Source organism: Microbacterium sp. MEJ108Y, from assembly GCF_000834175.1.
GTDB lineage: Bacteria > Actinomycetota > Actinomycetes > Actinomycetales > Microbacteriaceae > Microbacterium > Microbacterium forte.
In genome coordinates this window covers 20,044-40,741 of the sequence record NZ_JXQX01000023.1, presented here as the reverse complement: position 1 = coordinate 40,741, position 20,698 = coordinate 20,044, and the positions used below count along the sequence as shown (strand labels likewise).

19 protein-coding genes and 2 tRNA genes are annotated in these 20,698 nt (G+C 66.6%); 19 read left to right on the top strand and 2 right to left on the bottom strand.

Annotated elements, in window-relative coordinates:
* The 10 genes from uvrA to RU09_RS11795 form a co-directional block, all read left to right on the top strand.
* Positions 1 to 2,563 (top strand): excinuclease ABC subunit UvrA (uvrA, locus tag RU09_RS11840; RefSeq protein WP_042540787.1); only part of this gene is annotated, 2,563 nt, incomplete at its 5' end.
* Positions 2,563 to 4,479, top strand: a complete 1,917-nt coding sequence (uvrC, locus tag RU09_RS11835; RefSeq protein WP_042540786.1) for an excinuclease ABC subunit UvrC — start codon at positions 2,563 to 2,565, stop codon at positions 4,477 to 4,479. The genes uvrA and uvrC, both read left to right, overlap by 1 nt.
* Before the next feature lie 29 nt (positions 4,480 to 4,508).
* A complete protein-coding gene (gene rapZ / locus RU09_RS11830) occupies positions 4,509 to 5,381 on the top strand; it encodes an RNase adapter RapZ (protein ID WP_042540785.1) in 873 nt (290 codons plus the stop codon).
* A gap of 68 nt (positions 5,382 to 5,449) precedes the next feature.
* A complete protein-coding gene (whiA, locus tag RU09_RS11825) occupies positions 5,450 to 6,427 on the top strand; it encodes a DNA-binding protein WhiA (RefSeq protein ID WP_042540784.1) in 978 nt (325 codons plus the stop codon).
* A gap of 187 nt (positions 6,428 to 6,614) precedes the next feature.
* Positions 6,615 to 7,241 carry a superoxide dismutase gene (locus RU09_RS11820; RefSeq protein ID WP_042540783.1) on the top strand — a complete coding sequence of 209 codons (627 nt, stop codon included), beginning with the start codon at positions 6,615 to 6,617 and terminating at the stop codon, positions 7,239 to 7,241.
* 115 nt (positions 7,242 to 7,356) lie between these two features.
* Complete coding sequence (gene gap, locus RU09_RS11815; protein WP_042540782.1) at positions 7,357 to 8,367, top strand: type I glyceraldehyde-3-phosphate dehydrogenase; 1,011 nt, start codon at positions 7,357 to 7,359, stop codon at positions 8,365 to 8,367.
* Between the two features lie 10 nt (positions 8,368 to 8,377).
* The gene (locus RU09_RS11810; protein ID WP_042540781.1) at positions 8,378 to 9,592 is read left to right on the top strand and encodes a phosphoglycerate kinase; all 1,215 of its coding nucleotides are present in this window, start codon (positions 8,378 to 8,380) and stop codon (positions 9,590 to 9,592) included.
* Complete coding sequence (gene tpiA / locus RU09_RS11805; protein WP_042540780.1) at positions 9,583 to 10,407, top strand: triose-phosphate isomerase; 825 nt, start codon at positions 9,583 to 9,585, stop codon at positions 10,405 to 10,407. Before RU09_RS11810 ends, tpiA begins: the two co-directional genes overlap by 10 nt.
* An 81-nt stretch (positions 10,408 to 10,488) precedes the next feature.
* Positions 10,489 to 10,737, top strand: coding sequence for a preprotein translocase subunit SecG (secG, locus tag RU09_RS11800; protein WP_042540779.1), 249 nt, complete (start codon positions 10,489 to 10,491; stop codon positions 10,735 to 10,737).
* Positions 10,737 to 11,090: an RNA polymerase-binding protein RbpA gene (locus RU09_RS11795; protein WP_042540778.1), complete on the top strand. Its 354-nt coding sequence runs from the start codon at positions 10,737 to 10,739 to the stop codon at positions 11,088 to 11,090. Before secG ends, RU09_RS11795 begins: the two co-directional genes overlap by 1 nt.
* A gap of 73 nt (positions 11,091 to 11,163) precedes the next feature.
* Here RU09_RS11795 and RU09_RS11790 read toward each other — a convergent pair whose 3' ends face one another.
* Both RU09_RS11790 and RU09_RS11785 read right to left on the bottom strand, forming a co-directional pair.
* Positions 11,164 to 12,369, bottom strand: a complete 1,206-nt coding sequence (locus RU09_RS11790; protein ID WP_042540777.1) for a hypothetical protein — start codon at positions 12,367 to 12,369, stop codon at positions 11,164 to 11,166.
* A gap of 119 nt (positions 12,370 to 12,488) precedes the next feature.
* Positions 12,489 to 12,559, bottom strand: a tRNA-Gly gene (locus RU09_RS11785).
* A 109-nt stretch (positions 12,560 to 12,668) separates the two neighbouring features.
* Between RU09_RS11785 and RU09_RS11780 the strand changes: the two genes are divergently transcribed.
* From RU09_RS11780 to RU09_RS11740, 9 genes are all read left to right on the top strand, one after another.
* Positions 12,669 to 12,742: transfer RNA gene (locus tag RU09_RS11780), tRNA-Pro, on the top strand.
* A 62-nt stretch (positions 12,743 to 12,804) separates the two neighbouring features.
* Positions 12,805 to 14,331, top strand: a complete 1,527-nt coding sequence (gene tig, locus RU09_RS11775; protein ID WP_042540776.1) for a trigger factor — start codon at positions 12,805 to 12,807, stop codon at positions 14,329 to 14,331.
* 82 nt (positions 14,332 to 14,413) lie between these two features.
* A complete protein-coding gene (locus tag RU09_RS11770) occupies positions 14,414 to 14,911 on the top strand; it encodes a tetratricopeptide repeat protein (RefSeq protein WP_331452301.1) in 498 nt (165 codons plus the stop codon).
* Between the two features lie 81 nt (positions 14,912 to 14,992).
* The gene (locus tag RU09_RS11765; RefSeq protein ID WP_042540775.1) at positions 14,993 to 15,589 is read left to right on the top strand and encodes an ATP-dependent Clp protease proteolytic subunit; all 597 of its coding nucleotides are present in this window, start codon (positions 14,993 to 14,995) and stop codon (positions 15,587 to 15,589) included.
* A gap of 20 nt (positions 15,590 to 15,609) precedes the next feature.
* On the top strand, positions 15,610 to 16,251 hold the full coding sequence (locus RU09_RS11760) for an ATP-dependent Clp protease proteolytic subunit (RefSeq protein WP_042540774.1): 642 nt from the start codon (positions 15,610 to 15,612) through the stop codon (positions 16,249 to 16,251).
* A gap of 154 nt (positions 16,252 to 16,405) precedes the next feature.
* On the top strand, positions 16,406 to 17,341 hold the full coding sequence (locus tag RU09_RS11755; RefSeq protein WP_042540773.1) for a sugar-binding transcriptional regulator: 936 nt from the start codon (positions 16,406 to 16,408) through the stop codon (positions 17,339 to 17,341).
* A complete protein-coding gene (gene deoC / locus RU09_RS11750; RefSeq protein ID WP_082041112.1) occupies positions 17,338 to 18,339 on the top strand; it encodes a deoxyribose-phosphate aldolase in 1,002 nt (333 codons plus the stop codon). The genes RU09_RS11755 and deoC overlap by 4 nt, the downstream gene beginning before the upstream one ends.
* 11 nt (positions 18,340 to 18,350) lie before the next feature.
* A complete protein-coding gene (locus tag RU09_RS11745) occupies positions 18,351 to 19,793 on the top strand; it encodes an aldehyde dehydrogenase family protein (RefSeq protein WP_042540772.1) in 1,443 nt (480 codons plus the stop codon).
* On the top strand, positions 19,790 to 20,641 hold the full coding sequence (locus RU09_RS11740) for an aldehyde dehydrogenase family protein (protein WP_042540771.1): 852 nt from the start codon (positions 19,790 to 19,792) through the stop codon (positions 20,639 to 20,641). Before RU09_RS11745 ends, RU09_RS11740 begins: the two co-directional genes overlap by 4 nt.
* Positions 20,642 to 20,698: the final 57 nt, after the last annotated feature.

Here is a 20,698-nt window from a genome sequence, read left to right as displayed (position 1 = left end):
CACCGAGATCTACGACTACATGCGTCTGCTCTGGGCGCGCATCGGCATTCCGCACTGCCCCGAGTGCGGTGAGCGCATCCAGCGACAGACCGTGCAGCAGATCGCCGACCAGCTGATGGAGCTGCCCGAGCGGACGCGCTACCAGATCGTCGCGCCCATCGTCTCTCAGAAGAAGGGCGAGTTCGTCGATCTGTTCCGCGAGCTGGGCGCCAAGGGATACTCCCGCGCGATCGTCGACGGAGACCTGATCCAGCTCGCCGAGCCGCCCACGCTGAAGAAGAGCTACAAGCACGACATCGCCGTGGTCGTCGATCGTCTGGTCGCGGCCGACGACATCCTCGGTCGTGTCACCGACTCGGTCGAGACCGCACTCGGACTCGCCGGCGGCGTCGTGCAGGTGAACTTCGTCGACGAAGAGGGCGACGACGCCTGGCAGTCGTTCTCCGAGAAGCTCGCGTGCCCGAACGGGCACGCGCTGTCCCTCACCGAGATCGAGCCGCGCACCTTCTCCTTCAACGCGCCGTTCGGCGCATGCCCCGCCTGCTCGGGGCTCGGCACCCGCATGTCGGTGGACATCGACCTGATGCTCGGTGACGAGGAGCTCTCCATCCGCGAGGGCGCGATCATCCCCTGGACCACCCAGGGCAAGGGCCTCTTCCAGTACTACGAGCGCCTGCTCGAGGGCCTGGCCGACGACCTCAACTTCTCGCTCGACACCCCGTGGCAGGACCTCAGGGTCGACGTGCAGGACGCGATCCTCCGCGGAGACAACTACAAGGTCACGGTCAAGTTCAAGAACCGGTACGGGCGCGAGATGCGTTACGCGTCCGGCTTCGAGGGTGTCGTCCCCTACATCGAGCGGCAGTACGCGCAGGCCGAGTCCGACACGCAGCGCTCGCGCTGGGGCGAGTACCTCCGCGAGGTGCCGTGCCCCGTGTGCGACGGCAACCGTCTCAAGCCCGAGGTGCTCGCGGTGCAGGTGCACGGTCACTCGATCGCCGAGGTGTCGCACCTGAGCCTCGCCGATGCGCGCTCGTTCATGGAGACCCTCACTCTCACCGACCGCGAGGCGCAGATCGCGGCGCAGGTGCTGCGTGAGATCCGCTTGCGACTCGACTTCCTGCTGCAGGTCGGGCTCTCGTATCTCAACCTCAGCCGCTCGGCCGGATCGCTCTCGGGCGGCGAAGCACAGCGCATCCGCCTCGCGACACAGATCGGGTCGGGCCTCACCGGTGTGCTCTACGTGCTCGACGAGCCGTCGATCGGTCTGCACCAGCGCGACAACCGTCGACTGATCGACACCCTTCTGAAGCTCCGTGACCTCGGCAACACGCTCATCGTCGTCGAGCACGACGAAGAGACCATCGAGTCGGCTGACTGGGTCGTCGACATCGGGCCGGGCGCGGGAGTGAACGGCGGTGAGGTGGTGCATTCCGGTTCGTACGAGGCACTCCTGAACGAGCCGGACTCGATGACGGGACAGTATCTCTCCGGTCGTCGCGAGATCCCGACCCCTGCGAAGCGCCGCAAGCTCGACAAGAAGCGGATGCTCAGCGTCGTCGGTGCTCGCGAGAACAACCTGAAGAACGTCAGCGTGAACTTCCCGCTGGGTGTTCTGACGGCGGTCACCGGAGTGTCGGGATCGGGCAAGTCGTCGCTCGTCAACGACATCCTCTACCAGGTGCTCGCCTCGCGGCTCAACGGCGCCCGCACGGTTCCCGGAAAGCACACCCGAGTCTCGGGACTCGACAACCTCGACAAGGTCGTGCACGTCGACCAGGCGCCGATCGGCCGCACGCCGCGCTCGAACCCGGCCACCTACACCGGCGTCTTCGATCGCATCCGCTCGCTCTTCAGCGAGACGCCGGAGGCGAAGGTCCGCGGCTACCAGCCGGGGCGCTTCAGCTTCAACGTCAAGGGCGGCCGCTGCGAGGCGTGCTCGGGCGACGGCACGATCAAGATCGAGATGAACTTCCTGCCGGACGTCTACGTCGACTGCGAGGTCTGCCACGGCAAGCGCTACAACCGCGACACGCTGTCGGTGCACTACAAGGGCAAGAACATCGCCGAGGTCCTCGAGATGCCGATCGCCGAGGCGGCGGAGTTCTTCGAGCCCATCCAGGCGATCCACCGTTACATGAAGACCCTCGTCGACGTGGGTCTCGGCTACGTGCGTCTCGGTCAGTCGGCGACGACACTGTCGGGCGGCGAGGCGCAGCGCGTCAAGCTCGCCACCGAGCTCCAGCGTCGCAGCAACGGCCGCAGCATCTATGTGCTCGACGAGCCGACCACGGGGTTGCACTTCGAAGACGTGCGCAAGCTCCTCGAGGTGCTGAACGGGCTCGTCGACAAGGGCAACACGGTGATCGTCATCGAGCACAACCTCGATGTGATCAAGTCCGCCGACTGGGTGATCGACCTCGGACCGGAGGGCGGTTCCGGTGGTGGTGAGATCCTGGCGACGGGCACCCCCGAGCAGATCGCGCGAGTCGAGGACAGTCACACGGGCCAGTTCCTCGCCGAGATCCTGGGTGAGGGGCGTTCTGCGCGGAAGGCCAGCTGATGGCCGACGTCCTGCCGTACAAGCCGCGGGCTGGTGAGATCCCCACCAACCCCGGCGTGTACCGATTCCGCGACGCCGATGGACGCGTGCTCTATGTCGGCAAGGCGAAGAACCTGCGTCAACGTCTGTCGAACTACTTCGCGCCGTTGCGCACGCTCCACGAGCGCACCAGACGGATGGTCACCACGGCGTCCTCCGTCGAATGGACGGTCGTCTCGACCGACGTGGACTCGTTGCAGCTCGAGTACATGTGGATCAAGGAGTTCGATCCGCCCTTCAACGTCCGCTACAAGGACGACAAGTCCTACCCGTTCATGGCCGTGACGCTGGGCGATGAGGCGCCGCGAGTGATCGTCACCCGCAACCGCAAGATCCCCGGTGCGCGCTACTTCGGTCCCTATCCGAAGGTCTGGGCGGTTCACGAGACGATCGACCTGATGGTCAAGGCGTTCCCGATCCGCACCTGCAGCGACTCCAGCTACAAGCGCGCGATGCAGACAGGGCGTCCGTGCTTTCCGGGGCAGATCGGCAAGTGCGGCGGGCCGTGCTCGATGACGGTCACCATCGAGGAGCACCGTGCGATGGTCGACGACTTCGTCGCATTCATGGCCGGAGGCGACGAGCGCTTCACCCGAGAGCTGACGAAGAGGATGCTGGCCGCCTCCGCTGCGATGGACTACGAGGCCGCCGCCAGATTCCGCGACAAGCTCACGGCGATCGATGCGGTGCTGGGCAAGAGCGCGCTGGTCCTCGCGACCGACGAGGATGCCGACCTGTTCGGAATCGCGGAGGACGAGCTCGCCGCAGCGGTGCAGCACTTCGTGATCCGCGGCGGACGCGTCCGAGGCGTCCGCGCGATGACGATCGAGAAGGAGATCGACATCTCGACGGCCGACCTGGTCGACCAGGTGCTGCAGCGCGCGTACGGGGATGCCCAGGACGTGCCGCGGCGAATCATCGTGCCGACGCTGCCGGACGACGCGGCGGAGCTCGAGGTGTGGCTGCGCGAGCGGCGAGGCAAGAAGGTCGAGATCGCCGTCGCCCAGCGCGGTCAGCGCGCCGACCTCATGCGCACCGCGACACTCAACGCGCAGCAGGCGTTGATCCGCTACAAGACCCGTCGCACGAGCGACTACATCGCGCGCACGCAGGCTCTCACAGATCTTCAGGAGGCGCTGGGGATGTCGGAGGCGCCGTTGCGCATCGAGTGCTTCGACATCTCGCACCTCGGCGGCACGAACGTGGTGGCGTCGATGGTGGTCTTCGAAGACGGGCTGCCGCGAAAAGATCAGTATCGTTCGTTCAACATCGCCGAGACCACGGACGACACCGACTCGATGTACCAGGTGCTGCGACGTCGTCTCGCCTACCTCGATCGTCCCGAGGAAGCCGAAGTGCCCGCCGCAGCCGTGGGGGTCCCTGGAGAGTCGGAGGACGACCTCGACGAGGTCGTCGTCGAGGTCAAGCGCAAGCCCCGCTTCGCCTATCCGCCGCAGCTGCTGCTCGTCGATGGCGGGCAGCCGCAGGTCGAGGCGGCCGCGCGGGCACTCCGAGACGCCGGTCACACCGAGATCGCCGTGTGCGGCATCGCCAAGAGGCTCGAGGAGATCTGGCTCCCCGGGGATGACTTCCCGGTGATCCTGCCTCGCACCAGTGAGTCGCTCTACCTGCTCCAGCGACTGAGGGACGAAGCACACCGATTCGCGATCACGCACCAGCGCAAACGACGCAGGAACGACATCACGTCGATCCTCGCCGAGGTTCCCGGCCTCGGTGCGGCGCGGATAAAGGTCCTACTCAAGCACTTCGGATCCGTCACCGCACTGCGGTCTGCACCGCCCGAGGCGATCCAGGAGGTGCAGGGGATCGGGCCTGTGCTCGCCGAGAACATCCATACGCATCTCTCTTCTCGCTAGGCTGGGGGAGCGGGGGAGAAGGAGTAACCATGACTGACGGGGACAAAGGCGAGTTCCTCATCGTCACGGGCATGTCGGGCGCTGGACGCACGACGGTCGCGAACGCACTCGAGGACCTCGGCTGGTATGTCGTGGACAACCTGCCGCCGCAGATTCTCCGTCCATTGCTGGACCTCACCGACATGGGTGGCAACGCCTTGCCCAAGGTCGCCGCCGTGGTGGATGTCCGAGGACGCAACCTTTTCGACGATTTTCCCGGCGTGGCGCGGGCGTTGCGATCGCGCGGTTCGGTGCGCGTGCTGTTCCTGGATGCGTCCGACGACGTCCTCGTGCGTCGATTCGAGGCCGTCCGCAGGCCGCATCCGCTCCAGGGCGACGGCACCCTGCTCGACGGCATTCGCATCGAGCGCCTCCGCCTCGCGCCGATCCGCGAGTCGGCCGACCTCGTGGTCGACACCTCAGCGCTCAACATCCATCAGCTCGCCACGCAGGTGTCCGACCTGTTCTCCGAAGAGGGTGCAGCGCGGCACCGTGTGACGCTCATGAGCTTCGGGTTCAAGTACGGTCTTCCGACCGATGTCGACATCGTCGCGGACATGCGCTTCCTGCCCAATCCCTTCTGGAACGAAGAGCTCCGCGGCCTGACGGGTCAAGACGAAGCGGTGAAGAACTACGTGCTCTCCCGTGAAGGCGCCGCAGAGTTCCTCGATTCCTACACGTCAGCGCTGACCCCGGTGCTCGAGGGGTATCAGCGCGAGAACAAGAGCCACTCGACGATCGCTATCGGCTGCACGGGCGGCAAGCACCGCTCGGTCGCCATGGTGGAGGAGCTTGCTCGTCGGCTCACGTCCGTGCCCGGAGTGGCCGTCAACGTGCGTCATCGGGACCTCGGCAGGGAATAGCAGGAGCCTCCGTCAGAGTAGGCTGGAGGTTTGCGCCGCGATCCGGCGCGTGAGCGTAGAGGAGTGTCGTGGCACTAACCACCGACGTCAAGGCTGAGCTTGTCAGCATCCGTAATGCACCCCCGACGGTGCGTGTCGCGGAGGTCACCTCTATCCTCCGGTTCGCCGGCGGACTGCACTCCATCGCCGGGCGGGTCGCCGTCGAGGCGGAGGTGGATGCCGAGATCCTCGCGCAGCGTGTCGCGCGCGACCTCGCGGAGATCTACGGTGTTCGGCCCGAGATCGCCCAGGTGCAGTCGAGCACGGCCAACGACGGAGCGCGGTGGGCAGTGAGGGTGATCGCGTCGGGGGAGACCCTCGCACGCCAGACCGGTCTGCTCGACCAGCGCCGTCGCCCGGTCCGCGGACTTCCCAACCGTCTCACCACGGGCTCCCGCGCAGAGGTCGCCGGTCTGTGGCGCGGAGCGTTCCTCGCCGCAGGAACCCTGAGTGAACCAGGCCGCTCTGCCATGCTCGAGGTCGCCTGCCCGTCGTCTGAGGCTGCCATGGCGCTCGTCGGCGCCGCGCACCGCCTCGGAGTGGCTGCGAAGGCACGCGAGGTGCGCGGCATGCCCCGCGTCGTCGTCCGCGAGGGCGAGGCCATCCGCACGATCCTCAGCGAGATGGGTGCGCAGAAGACCGCGGTCGCCTGGGAGGAGATGCGCCAGCGCCGGGAGGTGCGCGCGGGTGTGAACCGTCTCGTGAACTTCGATGACGCCAACCTGCGTCGTTCCGCGCAGGCCGCTGTCGCCGCCTGCGCCCGTGTGGAGCGCGCTCTCGAGATCCTCGCCGACGAGGTGCCCGACCACCTCAAGGTCGCCGGTGAGCTGCGCCTCGCGCACCGAGACGCGAGCCTCGACGAGCTGGGCCACCACGCCGACCCGCCGATGACGAAGGATGCCGTCGCCGGCCGCATCCGCCGTCTTCTGGCCATGGCCGACAAGCGTGCGCAGCAGGAGGGCATCCCGGGCACCGAGGCCGCCGTGCCCGCCGGACTCGACGTCTGAGCCCGTCCATCGACATCAGCGAGGCGATCCCTGTCAAGGGGTCGCCTCGCTTCGTCATATGGGGGAAGGATCAGGGTCGGCGACACGTTGTCGTCACTAGGATGAGTTAAGTCCGCTCTACGCCGCACCTCGGCGGCGCAGAGGATCGGCAAGCGCCGCGGCGCGGCGCGGATTGGATGAAAGCGACATGGCGACCTACACGCTCCCCGACCTTCCCTACGACTTCGCAGCCCTCGAGCCGCACATCAGCGGCAAGATCATGGAGCTGCACCATGACAAGCACCACGCGACCTACGTCGCCGGCGCGAACACCGCCCTCGAGCAGCTCGCCGAGGCCCGTGACAGCGGCAACCTCGCCAACGTGAACAAGCTCGAGAAGGACCTCGCGTTCAACCTCGGCGGTCACGTCAACCACTCGATCTTCTGGACCAACCTCTCGCCGACCGGCGGCGGACAGCCCGAGGGCGAGCTCAAGGCAGCCATCGACGAGTTCTTCGGCTCGTTCGAGAAGTTCCAGGCGCACTTCACCGCGAACGCCCTCGGAATCCAGGGCTCCGGCTGGTCGGTGCTCAGCTGGGACTCGATCGGCCAGCGTCTGATCATCCAGCAGCTGTTCGACCAGCAGTCGAACACGGCGCAGGGCACCGTGCCGCTGTTCCAGCTCGACATGTGGGAGCACGCCTTCTACCTCGACTACCTCAACGTCAAGGCCGACTACGTCAAGGCCGCGTGGAACATCGCCAACTGGGAGAACGTCGCTCAGCGCTTCGAGGTCGCCCGCGAGAAGACGAACGGCCTGCTGGTACTGTCGTAATCGGGTCGCGTCCCGACGGGCCCAGTCTCGTCGGGACGCCATCTCAGCCAAAAACCCCCGCGCATCGCGTAAGCACTTTTGCTGCGCACAGCGCACGAGAAACAGGGAGACCTGAGTGTCTGTCAAGATCGGTATCAACGGCTTCGGCCGCATCGGACGCAACTACTTCCGCGCGGCTCTCGCGCAGGGAGCGGACATCGAGATCGTCGCGGTCAACGACCTCACCGACAACAAGACCCTTGCCCACCTTCTGAAGTACGACTCTGTGGGCGGCGTCCTCGACGCTGACATCAGCTTCGACGACGAGAGCATCACGGTCAACGGCAAGGCGATCAAGGCGTTCGCAGAGCGCGATCCCGCCAACCTTCCGTGGGGTGAGCTGGGCGTCGACATCGTCATCGAGTCGACCGGCTTCTTCACCAAGGCCGAGGCTGCCAAGAAGCACATCGATGCGGGCGCCAAGAAGGTGCTCATCTCAGCTCCCGGCACCGGTGTCGACGGCACCTTCGTCATGGGCGTGAACGAGGACACGTACAACCCGGAGACGGATCACATCATCTCCAACGCCTCCTGCACGACCAACTGCCTCGCGCCGCTGGCCCAGGTCTTCAACGACGCGTTCGGCATCGACCGCGGCTTCATGATGACCGCTCACGCCTACACCGCAGATCAGAACCTGCAGGACGGCCCGCACAGCGACCTGCGTCGTGCACGCGCCGCTGCGATCAACATCACCCCGGCCTCCACCGGTGCAGCCAAGGCGATCGGCGAGGTTCTGCCCGAGCTCCAGGGCAAGCTGAGCGGCTCGTCGTACCGCGTTCCGGTTCCCACCGGCTCGATCGTCGACCTGACGCTGATCACCGACCGCGAGAACCTCACGGTCGAGGAGGTCAACGAGGCCTACAAGAAGGCTGCTGCCGACGGTCGCCTCGCCGGCTTCCTGCAGTACAACGAAGACCAGATCGTCTCGAGCGACATCGTGCACAACCCGCACTCGTCGATCTTCGACGCGACCCTGACCAACGTCAGCGGCAACCTGGTCAAGGTCTCCAGCTGGTACGACAACGAGTGGGGCTACTCCAATCGTCTCGTCGACCTGACCGAGTACGTGGCCGAGCGTCTCTGAGACACCTCCCATGACTCTGCGCACCCTGGATTCACTGGGTTCGCTCGAGGGCAAGCGCGTCATCGTCCGTTGTGATCTCAACGTCCCCCTCCGGGACGGGATCATCACGGACGATGGCCGTGTCCGCGCCTCGTTGCCTACCCTCAACGCACTGATCAACGCGGGCGCCCGCGTCATCGTGTGCTCGCACCTCGGACGCCCCGACGGTGCGCCCGACCCGCAGTACAGCCTCGCGCCGGTCGCCCAGCGACTGTCCGAGCTGCTCGGCAAGCCGGTGGCGTTCGCACGCGACACCGTCGGCGAGTCGGCCCAGGAGGCCGTGGCCTCGCTCGAGGACGGCGACATCGTCGTCATCGAGAACCTGCGGTTCAACCCGGGGGAGACCTCGAAGGACGATGCCGAGCGCGGCGCCTTCGCGGCTCAGCTCGCAGAGCTCGGTGACGTGCTCGTCTCCGATGGATTCGGTGTCGTGCATCGCAAGCAGGCGAGCGTCTACGACCTCGCCGAGCTGCTGCCCTCCGCTGCCGGTCTGCTGATCGCGACAGAGCTCGACGTGCTCGACCGTCTCACCGAGAACCCCGAGCGCCCGTACGCGGTCGTGCTCGGCGGGTCGAAGGTGAGCGACAAGCTCGGCGTCATCTCGCACCTGCTGCCTCGCGTGGATCGCATCCTCGTCGGCGGCGGCATGCTGTTCACCTTCCTGAAGGCGCAGGGCCACGCCGTGGCCTCCAGCCTCCTCGAAGAGGATCAGCTCGAGACGGTGCGCGGCTACATCGCCGAGGCCGAGAAGCGCGGCGTGGAGCTCGTGCTCCCGACCGACGTGGTCGTCGCCTCCTCGTTCTCGGCGGATGCCGACCACGAGGTGACGGCTGCGGACGCGATCGAGGACACGGCGTTCGGCGCTGCCGGAATCGGCCTGGACATCGGTCCCGAGACTGCGGCGCGATTCGCGGAGGTCATCCGCGAATCGAAGACGGTGTTCTGGAACGGTCCGATGGGCGTGTTCGAGTTCCCGGCGTTCGCCGGCGGCACCAAGACCGTCGCGCAGGCGCTCACCGAGGTAGACGGCCTCAGCGTCGTCGGCGGCGGTGACTCGGCCGCGGCCGTGCGTCAGCTCGGCTTCGCCGACGACCAGTTCGGTCACATCTCGACCGGCGGCGGCGCCAGCCTCGAGTTCCTCGAGGGCAAGAAACTACCCGGCCTGGAGGTGCTCGGATGGGCCTAGAAAACAATTCCCGATCGTCGGCTACGCCGAACAGGGCCCGTACCCCGCTGATCGCGGGAAACTGGAAGATGAACCTCGACCACCTGCAGGCGGTCGCGTTCGTGCAGAAGCTGCACTGGACTCTCAAGGATGCCAAGCACGAGGACGGATCGGTCGAGGTCGCGGTTTTCCCGCCCTTCACCGACATCCGCAGCGTGCAGACGCTGATCGACGCAGACAAGATCCCGTTCGCGCTGGGTGCGCAGGACCTCTCGGCACACGACTCCGGTGCGTACACCGGTGAGGTGTCGGGAGCGTTCCTGGCGAAGCTCGACGCGAAGTACGTCATCATCGGTCACTCCGAGCGCCGGGAATACCACGCGGAGTCGGACGACGTCGTGGCGGCCAAGACGAAGGCAGCGCTCAAGCACGGCCTCTCGCCGGTCATCTGCGTCGGCGAGACGGCCGAAGACCTGGAGAAGTTCGGCGCGAGCGCGGTTCCGGCCGGTCAGCTCGAGGTCGCTCTCCAGGGGCTCTCGAAGGATGCCGACATCGTTGTGGCGTACGAGCCCGTCTGGGCCATCGGCTCCGGACAGGCGGCCACGCCGCAGCAGGCACAGGATGTCTGTGCCGCGCTGCGCGCGGTGATCGCCAAGGTCCTCGGTGACGACGCTGCCGCGCGCACCCGGATCCTGTACGGCGGATCGGTCAAGGCGGCCAACATCGCCAGCTTCATGCGTGAGCCCGATGTCGACGGCGCACTGGTCGGAGGCGCGAGCCTCGTGGTCGACGAGTTCGCTGCGATCATCCGCTTCGAGAAGCACGTAGGCGTGTGAGTGTGGCGGGGCTCCGGCCCCGCCGCACCGTATACTTGACCGTTACCGGGGCAATCCTGCCCCAGCGAAAGGCTCTTCCTCGTGGAAATTCTCGAGTTCGTCCTGCAGGTGGTGCTGGGCATAACCAGCGTCCTGCTGACTCTCCTCATCCTCCTCCACAAGGGTCGCGGTGGCGGCCTCTCCGACATGTTCGGTGGCGGAATGACGTCGGCTGTCGGCTCGTCGGGTCTCGCTGAGCGCAATCTCAACCGCTTCACCGTGGTCCTCGCCCTGGCGTGGTTCGTGGCGATCGTGGCGCTCGGTCTCATCACGAAGTTCGAGGTGATCTGATGGCTACCGGCGGCAATGCGATCCGAGGAACCCGTGTCGGTTCCGGCCCCATGGGCGAGCAGGACCACGGCTACCACGCCGACCGCATCGCGGTCTCGTACTGGGACGGCCTCGGCAACGAGACGGTCCGCTACTTCGCCGCGGGACTCCCGGAAGAGGAGATCCCCGAGACGATCGACCACCCCCAGTCAGGTCTGCCGGCCGGACGAGACAAGGCGAACCCGCCCGCACTCGCGAAACCGGAGCCGTACAAGACCCACCTCGCGTATGTGAAGGAGCGTCGCACCGACGCAGAAGCCGTCCAGCTTCTCGAAGACGCGCTCACCCAGCTCCGTGAGCGTCGAGGTCAGTGACCTCGATCTGAACTCATGACAGAAGCCGCCGCGATCCGATCGCGGCGGCTTCTCTCGTATCGAGCGGGCGTGCTCACCGGCATCCATACGCGGCGTCGATGTAGGACTGGGGCGGGTACCCGTAGGCCCAGACGCCGTTGGCGTCGTCGGTGAAGCCCATGCTGATCGCCCAGGCGGTGGCCCACTTCTCGATGCTGTCCTGGGTCGACGAGTCGTACATGTCCTCGCACTTCACGCTGATCGCATGGCCGACCTCGTGGGCGACGAGCGCTTTGCTGCGGTCGGCAGGCCACTGCTCCGCGACCGAGTTCGACAGTTCGATGGCCGCGCGATCGGGGTCGTCCCACCACCAGGTGGTGAGGCCTCCCATGCTGCCGTTGTAGCCGGCGTTGTTGACGATCTGATTCCAGTCGAACTCGAGCAGCACCCCGGGCGCGAGTGAGCGAGCGAAAGCCTCGATCTCCGTCCGTGCGGTCTGCAGGGGCCCGGCCTTCTCGGCGAGCTCGGCCTGTTCGGTCGCAACGACCTGCGCCGCTGCATCCTGCAGTGACACGAGTGTCTCGACGGCTGACGCGTCGAGGCGTTCTGTGCCGGATGCTCGCGATGCCGCGTCGCGCAGTGCGATCACTGCATCGTTCTTCGCCGAGAGATGCGCGGACTCGAATGCCGGTGCGGAATCGGCCGCAGAATGGAGGACGGCCGCGCCGGCCTCGGTCACGGACGTGCCGGCGGTGGTCAGCGGGGGCATCATGCTGTCGAGGTCGGCTGCCAGATCGTCGAGATCGCGCGTCTGCGCGGCCAGTTCGCCGGACGCCGCGAAGAGCTGCCAGAAGATGCCGGGTTTCTCATCTGCGGTCGGCAGGTCGTGGTCGAGAAGATCCTCCGCGGGAGTCACGACCTCGCGGGCATCGGTCGCGGCCGTCGACAGTGTTTCGCGGGCCGCTGGAGCGACGAGCACGCCGGAGTCGGTCTGCACGAGCAGGTCGGCGACGCCGAGGGTCGACGCGAGCGCGTCGAGCTCCTGCTGAAGTGCCTCTCCTGTGCTCGCGGTCGTGGCCAGGCTGGCGTCGAACTCGGTGCGAGCCTCGTCGTAGCCGAGGCTGGCGGTGATCTGGAGAAGCCCCACCGTCACTGCGGCGACCGTCGCCGCGACCGCGCCCAGGATCAGCGTGGGGCGTCGCCTGCGCCTTCTCGGTGCCGCTTCCGGCACGCTGGCGAAGCGCGCAGGGAGCGCGTGGCCTCCGATCGCGGAGGAGGCCACATCGACGGGAGCAGGCATTCTGTGGAGACCTCCGTGGGGAACCGGCGTACCACGACTCTAATGAGTGCGCCGCCTGAGAGGAGAAATCCCGGGGAAGAACGAAGGCCCCCGCTGATCGCGGGGGCCTTCGTGGAATGAGGGGCTGACGAGAATCGAACTCGCATCATCTGTTTGGAAGACAGAGGCTTTACCACTAAGCTACAGCCCCGATGTCGGCGAGGTCCGGGAGGACTGTGCCGACTCATCGATCATAGCGGACTCATGCGGGTGCTCGTGTCCGTTAGACTCGGTGGGGCTGAATCTGCAAGCGGATTCCCCGGGGCGTAGCTCAGTTTGGTAGAGCGCCCGCTTTGGGAGCGGGAGGTCGCAGGTTCAACTCCTGTCGCCCCGACATGGCTTCAACGGCCTGACAGCCGCGATTCAGCGCGGAAATCACAAGGAGAGCACACCAGAATGGCGAACAGCACCGTCGAGAAGCTGACCCCGACCCGGGTCAAGCTCAGCATCACGGTCACCCCCGACGACCTCAAGCCCAGCATCGCGCACGCGTATGAGCACATCGCTCAGGACGTGCAGATCCCCGGCTTCCGCAAGGGCAAGGTCCCCGCTCCGATCATCGATCAGCGCATCGGACGCGGTGCGGTCATCGAGCACGCGGTCAACGAGGGCCTCGACAAGTTCTTCCGCGACGCGACCGTCGAGCACAAGCTCCGCGTCGTCGGGCGTCCGGCCGCCGACATCACGCAGTGGCCCAACGAGAAGGACTTCTCGGGCGACCTGCTCGTCGACATCGAGGTGGACGTCCGTCCCGAGATCGAGCTTCCGTCGTACGACGGCATCACGGTCACCGTCGACGCCGTCGAGGCTGACGACGCGGCGCTCGACGCCGAGCTCGAGAACTTGCGCGCCCGTTTCGGCACGCTCGTTCCCGTCGACCGCCCGGCAGCGAAGGGTGACTTCGTCGAGCTGGACCTCGTCGCGACGATCGACGGCGCCGAGATCGACCGCGCAGAGGGTGTGTCCTACGAGGTCGGCTCGGGCGAGCTGCTCGAGGGCATCGACGACGCGATCGAGTCGCTCACCGCGGGTGAGGACACCACGTTCCGCTCTGCGCTCGTCGGCGGCGACCACGCCGGCTCCGAGGCCGAGGTCGCCGTGACCGTGAAGGCTGTCAAGGAGCGCGAGCTTCCCGAGGCCGACGACGACTTCGCGCAGATCGCCAGCGAGTTCGACACGATCGCCGAGCTCCGTGCGAGCCTCGCCGAGCGGGTCTCGCAGCAGGGCGTGTTCGCGCAGGGCTCCGCAGCGCGCGACAAGCTCGTCGAGACGCTCCTCGAGCAGATCGACATCCCGGTGCCGCCGAAGCTCATCGAGGACGAGGTGCACAACCACCTCGAGGGCGAGAACCGCCTCGAAGACGACGTGCACCGCGCCGAGGTGACCGAGGCCAGCGAGAAGCAGTTCCGCACGCAGGTGCTGCTCGACACGATCGCCGAGCAGGCCGACGTGCAGGTCTCGCAGGAGGAGCTCTCGCAGTACCTCATCCAGTCCGCATCGCAGTACGGCATGGCTCCGCAGGAGTTCGTCGAGGCTCTGCAGTCGTCCAACCAGCTTCCCGCGCTCGTCGGTGAGGTCGCCCGCAACAAGGCCCTCGCCATCGCGCTCGGCAAGGTCAAGGTCGTCGACACCAACGGCAAGCCTGTCGACCTGTCTGACTTCGTCGTGACCGACGACGAGGCCGAGGCTGAGGCCGACGCCGCTGCTGACGAGAAGCCGGCCAAGAAGGCTCCTGCGAAGAAGGCCGCTGCGAAGAAGGCAGACGACGCCGACGCCGCTGAGAAGCCGGCTGCGAAGAAGCCCGCTGCGAAGAAGGCTCCCGCGAAGAAGGCCGACGACGCAGAGGCCGCTGAGAAGCCGGCTGCGAAGAAGCCCGCCGCCAAGAAGGCTCCGGCCAAGAAGGCGGCCGACAAGGCTGAGTGATCGAACACGATCTCGATGAGAGGGGCGGATGCTGCGGCATCCGCCCCTTTCTCATGGAAGACGACACCCCGAGAGCGAGGACATGATGAAGACCTGGGACGAACGCATCGATGAGGTGTGGGACGACGCATCGGGTGAAGAAGTCGGCGAGGAGACGATCGCGCGGATCGACGCGCTGGCCGCCGAACGCGGCCTCGACGACGCGCGAGCGCAGTTCGAACGTGCGGGCGCGAGGGACTCCGCTGGGCGTCCCGCCGAGGCCGTGGAGCTCTACAGGCGTGCTCTCGCTCTCGGGCTCGACGACGAGCATCGCCCGCAGTGCGTCATCCAGCTCGCGAGCTCTCTGCGCAACCTCGGCGCGTACGACGACGCTCTCGCCGTGATCCTCGCGGAGCAGGAGCGGTCTGCCGACGGGCCCTACCGGGATGCCGTGGCGACAGTGCATGCGCTGATCCTGGCGAGTTCGGGAAAGCCGGCGCAGGGACTTTCGGTGGCGCTGCTGGCACTCGTGCCGCACCTCCCGCGCTACCACCGCTCGATGACCGCGTACGCACACGAGATCGCGGAACTCGACGCCTGATATGCCGACGGCGAACACGGCCTGAGCGCTGCGTTGTCGCCGGTAGATTCGAATCACTGAAACACGGAATCAGGAGCTGACATGGCTGCAGAACCCCTCCTCGCTACGAGCGTCTTCGACCGACTGTTGAAGGACCGCATCATCTGGCTGGGATCGGAGGTGCGCGACGACAATGCGAACGAGATCTGCGCGAAGATCCTCCTTCTCGCCGCAGAGGACTCCGAGAAGGACATCTACCTCTACATCAACTCGCCCGGCGGATCGATCACCGCGGGCATGGCGATCTACGACACGATGCAGTTCGTCCCGAACGACATCGTCACCGTCGGAATCGGCATGGCCGCATCGATGGGTCAGCTGCTGCTGACGGCAGGAACGAAGGGCAAGCGGTACATCACGCCGAATGCCCGCGTGCTGCTGCACCAGCCGCACGGTGGCTTCGGCGGCACGTCGAGCGACATCCAGACGCAGGCGCAGCTCATCACCTCGATGAAGAACCGCCTCGCCGAGATCACGGCGGCACAGACCGGCAAGTCGGTTGAGCAGATCAACGAAGACGGTGACCGCGACCGCTGGTTCACCGCCGATGAGGCGCTCGAATACGGATTCGTCGACCACATCCGCGACTCGGCCACCGACGTCGTCGGTGGCGGCGGAACCGACCAGGACATCAAGTAACGGAAAGCGAAAGGACTCCCATGTACGCACCCACCTTCCGCTCTGCCGGCGACCTGCCCTCCAGCCGCTACGTGCTCCCTCAGTTCGAGGAGCGCACGGCTTACGGCTTCAAGCGCCAGGACCCCTACAACAAGCTGTTCGAAGATCGCGTGATCTTCCTCGGCGTGCAGGTCGACGACGCGTCGGCTGACGACGTGATGGCCCAGCTTCTCGTTCTCGAGAGCCAGGACTCCGAGCGTGACATCACGATGTACATCAACTCGCCCGGTGGTTCCTTCACCGCGATGACGGCCATCTACGACACGATGCAGTATGTCGCGCCGCAGATCCAGACAGTGGTGCTCGGTCAGGCCGCTTCGGCCGCCTCGGTTCTGCTCGCAGGCGGGCACCCGGGCAAGCGTCTCGCCCTGCCCAACGCCCGCGTGCTCATGCACCAGCCGGCGATGGGCGAGGCCGGACACGGCCAGGCATCCGACATCGAGATCCAGGCTGCGGAGATCCTCCGCATGCGTACCTGGCTCGAAGAGACGATGGCTCGCCACACCGGCAAGTCCGTCGAGCAGGTCAACCGCGACATCGATCGCGACAAGATCCTGTCCGCCGCCGAGGCGCTGGACTACGGCATCGTCGACCAGGTGCTCACTTCGCGCAAGCGCATGTAGGCATCCGGCATCGAGAAGGACGTCGACCCCTCGGGGTCGGCGTCCTTTCGTCGTCTCCGGCGAATGTGCGACGATCGCTGCGATAGTGCTCATATGAGCAGACGGGTGCGCGAACGGTGATGCCGTCGTAAGCTGGGGGAGGAAGGAGGATGCCATGGAAGAGGAACTGATCATGGTCCGCGTCGCCGAGCTGTACTACGACGAGGACAAGACACAGGACGAGATCGGCGCCCTCCTCAAGCTCTCCCGCTGGAAGGTGGGACGGCTTCTCACTCAGGCCCGGGAGCGTGGCATCGTCCGGATCGAGATCGTGCACCCGCGTGCGCGCCGGCTCGGACTCGAACGCCAGCTCGTCGAACGTCACGGACTCGCGGCCGCGGTGGTCGTTCCCTCTCCGGACGGCGATGACGGAACACTCGAGCGCGTCGCTCAGGCCGCAGCCGACTACCTCACCGCGATGCGGCCTGTGCCGCGCACTCTCGGCGTCAGCTGGGGGCGCACTCTGCGTGCCGTGGCCGAATCGCTGCCGGACGGCTGGGCGACAGGCGTGACGGTCGTGCAGCTCAACGGGGGAGTGAGCCTCAACCGGCGCTCCGGTGGAGCCGCGGGCCTCGCCGTCACGATCGCCCAACGGGCATCCGGACACGTGTCCCTCCTGCCGAGCCCGGCGATCCTCGAGCGCGTCGAGACCAAGCAGGCGATCGAAGCGGACCGCACCGTCGCGGCCGTTCTCGTCGAGGCAGCCGAAGCGCAGGCGTTCCTGTTCACCGCGGGCCCGTGCGATGCGTCTTCCGCGCACGTCGAGAACGGCTACCTGTCGGCATCCGATGTCGAGGAGCTCGCGCGTCGAGGTGCCGTGGGCGATGTCCTGGGGCGCTACATCGACGCCGACGGCAACATCGTCGACCCGCAGCTCGACGCCCGTACGGTCGGAGTCGACCTCGGGCGCCTGCGCGCAGCGAAGCGCTCGATCTTCGTCACCGCCGGTGACGCGAAACATGACATCGCGCGCACAGTCGTCACCAGCGGCCTGTGCAGCGTTCTGGTGACAGATGAGACCACAGCACGAGCATTGTTGGAGGAACGATGACGACCCAAGAACTCAGCCGCAGGACGGCGGTGGACGTTCTCGGCGGTGAGCCGGATGACGCCACGCTCCGCCGGTTCCTGCACGAACTGCCCGGTGTCGACGCCGTCGGCCTGGAGCAGCGCGCTGCCGGGCTCGGCACGCGGTCGATCAAGACCACCTCGAAGGCCTGGGCTCTCGACACGATCATCAAGCTGATCGACCTCACGACCCTCGAAGGCTCGGACACCCCGGGCAAGGTGCGGTCCCTCGTGGCCAAGGCCAAGAACCCGGATGCCGCAGATCCGTCGACTCCGAAGGTCGCCGCCGTGTGCGTGTACGGCGACATGGTGGGCGACGCGGTCGAAGCGCTCGGTGCGCTGCACGGTGACCCCGATGACGGACTGATCTCGGTCGCAGCCGTCGCCACAGCCTTCCCGAGCGGTCGATCGTCGCTGGCGATCAAGCTCGCCGACACCGCAGAGGCAGTCGCGGCAGGTGCGGACGAGATCGACATGGTGATCGACCGAGGAGCTTTCCTCTCGGGCCGATACGGGCTCGTCTACGACCAGATCGCTCAGGTGAAGGAAGCCTGCCGTCGCGTGGACGGCTCGTATGCCTCGCTCAAGGTGATCCTCGAGACCGGCGAGCTCAACACCTACGACAACATCAAGCGCGCCTCGTGGCTCGGCATCCTCGCCGGTGGCGACTTCATCAAGACGTCCACAGGCAAGGTGCAGCCGGCGGCGACGCTTCCGACCACGCTGCTCATGCTCGAGACGGTGCGCGACTGGCACCGCGGCACGGGCGAGCGCATCGGCGTGAAGCCCGCGGGCGGCATTCGCGCGTCCAAGGACGCGGTGAAGTATCTCGTCACGGTCGCCGAGACCGTGGGCGAGGAGTGGCTCCAGCCGCACCTCTTCCGCTTCGGCGCCTCGAGCCTTCTGAACGACGTGCTTCTGCAGCGTCAGAAGCTCACCACCGGCCACTACTCCGGCCCCGACTACGTCACGATCGACTAGGAGCCCCACATATGTCATTCCTGGAATACGCTCCGGCCCCGGAGTCGAAGGCGGTCCTGAACCTCAAGGACAGCTACGGCCTGTTCATCGATGGCGAGTTCGTCGACGGATCAGGAGCGAGCTTCACGACCATCTCTCCCGCCGATGAGAGCCGCATCGCCGAGATCGCCACGGCGAACGATGCGGACATCGACCGTGCGGTCGCCGCCGCGCGTCGTGCCTACGACAAGACCTGGTCGAAGATGAGCGGTCGCGATCGGGGCAAGTACCTGTTCCGCATCGCACGCCTCGTGCAGGAGCGCGCCCGCGAGCTCGCCGTCGCCGAGAGCCTCGACAACGGCAAGCCGATCAAGGAGAGTCGCGACGTCGACGTTCCCCTGGTCGCATCCTGGTTCTTCTACTACGCGGGCTGGGCCGACAAGCTCGACCACGCGGGCCTCGGCGCGAACCCCCGGGCGCTCGGCGTCGCGGGGCAGATCATCCCCTGGAACTTCCCGCTGCTGATGCTCGCGTGGAAGCTCGCTCCCGCTCTGGCAGCCGGCAACACCATCGTGCTCAAGCCCGCCGAGACCACGCCGCTGACGGCGCTGATCTTCGCGGAGATCCTCCAGCAGGCCGACCTTCCCGCCGGCGTCGTCAACATCGTGACGGGCGCAGGTGCGACCGGTGCGACTCTCGTGCGCCACCCCGATGTCGACAAGGTCGCGTTCACCGGTTCGACCGGAGTCGGGCGCGACATCGCCCGAGCCGTCGCAGGAACCGACAAGAAGGTCACGCTCGAGCTGGGCGGCAAGGCGGCGAACATCGTGTTCGACGACGCGCCGATCGATCAGGCCATCGAGGGCATCGTCAACGGCATCTTCTTCAACCAGGGCCACGTCTGCTGTGCCGGAAGCCGCCTGCTCGTGCAGGAGTCGATCCACGACGAGGTCATTGACCGACTGAAGAACCGTCTGTCGACGCTGCGGCTCGGCGACCCTCTCGACAAGAACACCGACATCGGCGCGATCAACTCGGCGGCGCAGCTCGCGCGCATCCGTGAGCTCAGCGACATCGGCGAGGCCGAGGGAGCGGAGCGCTGGACCGCTGATTGCGCGATCCCCGACAAGGGGTTCTGGTTCGCCCCGACGATCTTCACCGGCGTCGAGGCGTCGCACCGGATCGCCCGTGACGAGGTGTTCGGACCCGTTCTCTCGGTGCTCACGTTCCGCACTCCGGCGGAGGCGATCGCGAAGGCGAACAACACCCCGTACGGTCTGTCCGCGGGCATCTGGTCGGACAAGGGATCCCGCATCCTCGCCGTGGCCGACCGCCTGCGGGCGGGCGTCATCTGGGCGAACACCTTCAACCGATTCGACCCGTCGAGCCCGTTCGGCGGATACAAGGAGTCCGGATACGGCCGCGAAGGCGGACGCCAGGGTCTCACCGCATACCTGAAGGGGGCATCCGCATGAGCAAGCGATTGACCGTTCCGAAGACCTACAAGCTCGCCATCGGCGGGGCTTTCCCCCGCAGCGAGTCCGGCCGCACCTACGAGGTGCTCTCCGCCAAGGGCGCGTTCCTCGCGAACGCGGCGAAGGGCTCTCGCAAGGATGCGCGGGATGCCGTCGTCGCGGCGCGGGCCGCGGTCAAGGGCTGGTCGGGTGCGACCGCGTACAACCGCGGTCAGGTGCTCTACCGGGTCGCCGAGGTGCTGGAAGGGCGCCGCGCGCAGTTCATCGACGAGATCGCTGCGCAGGAGGGCGTCTCGTCATCCGCTGCCGCTGCGCAGGTCGATGAGGCGATCGACCTCTGGGTCTGGTACGCCGGCTGGTGCGACAAGTACTCGCAGGTCGCGGGCAACGCCAACCCCGTGTCAGGGCCGTACTTCAACATCTCGGTGCCGGAGCCGACCGGTGTGGTCGCGATCGTCGCGCCTCAGGACTCCGCACTGCTCGGTCTCGTGTCGGTCGTCGCTCCCGCACTGGTGGCGGGCAACGCGGTCGTCGTGATCGCGAGCGAGCGGTTCCCGCTCTCTGCCATCAGCCTCGCCGAGGTGCTCGCCACGAGCGATGTGCCCGGAGGGGTCGTCAACGTGCTCACCGGGTCTCCGGCAGAGATGGCGCCGTGGCTCGCCTCGCATCAGGACGTCAACGCGCTCGATCTGGCAGGCGCTGGAGACCTCGAGTGGATCGACATGCAGATCGCCGCGGCCGAGACGCTCAAGCGAGTGCTGGCACCTGGCGCGGTCATCGCATCGCCCGAGCGCATCGGAGCCTTCACCGAGATCAAGACGGTCTGGCACACCAAGAGCATGGTCTGACGTACGTCGGAGTGTGTCTCTCCACGCCCCGGGAAGGCTGAACGCCAGCGCATTCGG

Bases quoted from the DNA above. Each gene is read 5' to 3' on its own strand.
- uvrC (WP_042540786.1), top strand. From the start codon at position 2,563: ATGGCCGACGTCCTGCCGTACAAGCCGCGGGCTGGTGAGATCCCCACC.
- rapZ (WP_042540785.1), top strand. From the start codon at position 4,509: ATGACTGACGGGGACAAAGGCGAGTTCCTCATCGTCACGGGCATGTCG.
- RU09_RS11820 (WP_042540783.1), top strand. From the start codon at position 6,615: ATGGCGACCTACACGCTCCCCGACCTTCCCTACGACTTCGCAGCCCTC.
- RU09_RS11810 (WP_042540781.1), top strand. From the start codon at position 8,378: ATGACTCTGCGCACCCTGGATTCACTGGGTTCGCTCGAGGGCAAGCGC.
- tpiA (WP_042540780.1), top strand. From the start codon at position 9,583: ATGGGCCTAGAAAACAATTCCCGATCGTCGGCTACGCCGAACAGGGCC.
- RU09_RS11795 (WP_042540778.1), top strand. From the start codon at position 10,737: ATGGCTACCGGCGGCAATGCGATCCGAGGAACCCGTGTCGGTTCCGGC.
- RU09_RS11790 (WP_042540777.1), bottom strand. From the start codon at position 12,369: ATGCCTGCTCCCGTCGATGTGGCCTCCTCCGCGATCGGAGGCCACGCG.
- tig (WP_042540776.1), top strand. From the start codon at position 12,805: ATGGCGAACAGCACCGTCGAGAAGCTGACCCCGACCCGGGTCAAGCTC.
- RU09_RS11770 (WP_331452301.1), top strand. From the start codon at position 14,414: ATGATGAAGACCTGGGACGAACGCATCGATGAGGTGTGGGACGACGCA.
- RU09_RS11765 (WP_042540775.1), top strand. From the start codon at position 14,993: ATGGCTGCAGAACCCCTCCTCGCTACGAGCGTCTTCGACCGACTGTTG.
- RU09_RS11760 (WP_042540774.1), top strand. From the start codon at position 15,610: ATGTACGCACCCACCTTCCGCTCTGCCGGCGACCTGCCCTCCAGCCGC.
- RU09_RS11755 (WP_042540773.1), top strand. From the start codon at position 16,406: ATGGAAGAGGAACTGATCATGGTCCGCGTCGCCGAGCTGTACTACGAC.
- deoC (WP_082041112.1), top strand. From the start codon at position 17,338: ATGACGACCCAAGAACTCAGCCGCAGGACGGCGGTGGACGTTCTCGGC.
- RU09_RS11745 (WP_042540772.1), top strand. From the start codon at position 18,351: ATGTCATTCCTGGAATACGCTCCGGCCCCGGAGTCGAAGGCGGTCCTG.
- RU09_RS11740 (WP_042540771.1), top strand. From the start codon at position 19,790: ATGAGCAAGCGATTGACCGTTCCGAAGACCTACAAGCTCGCCATCGGC.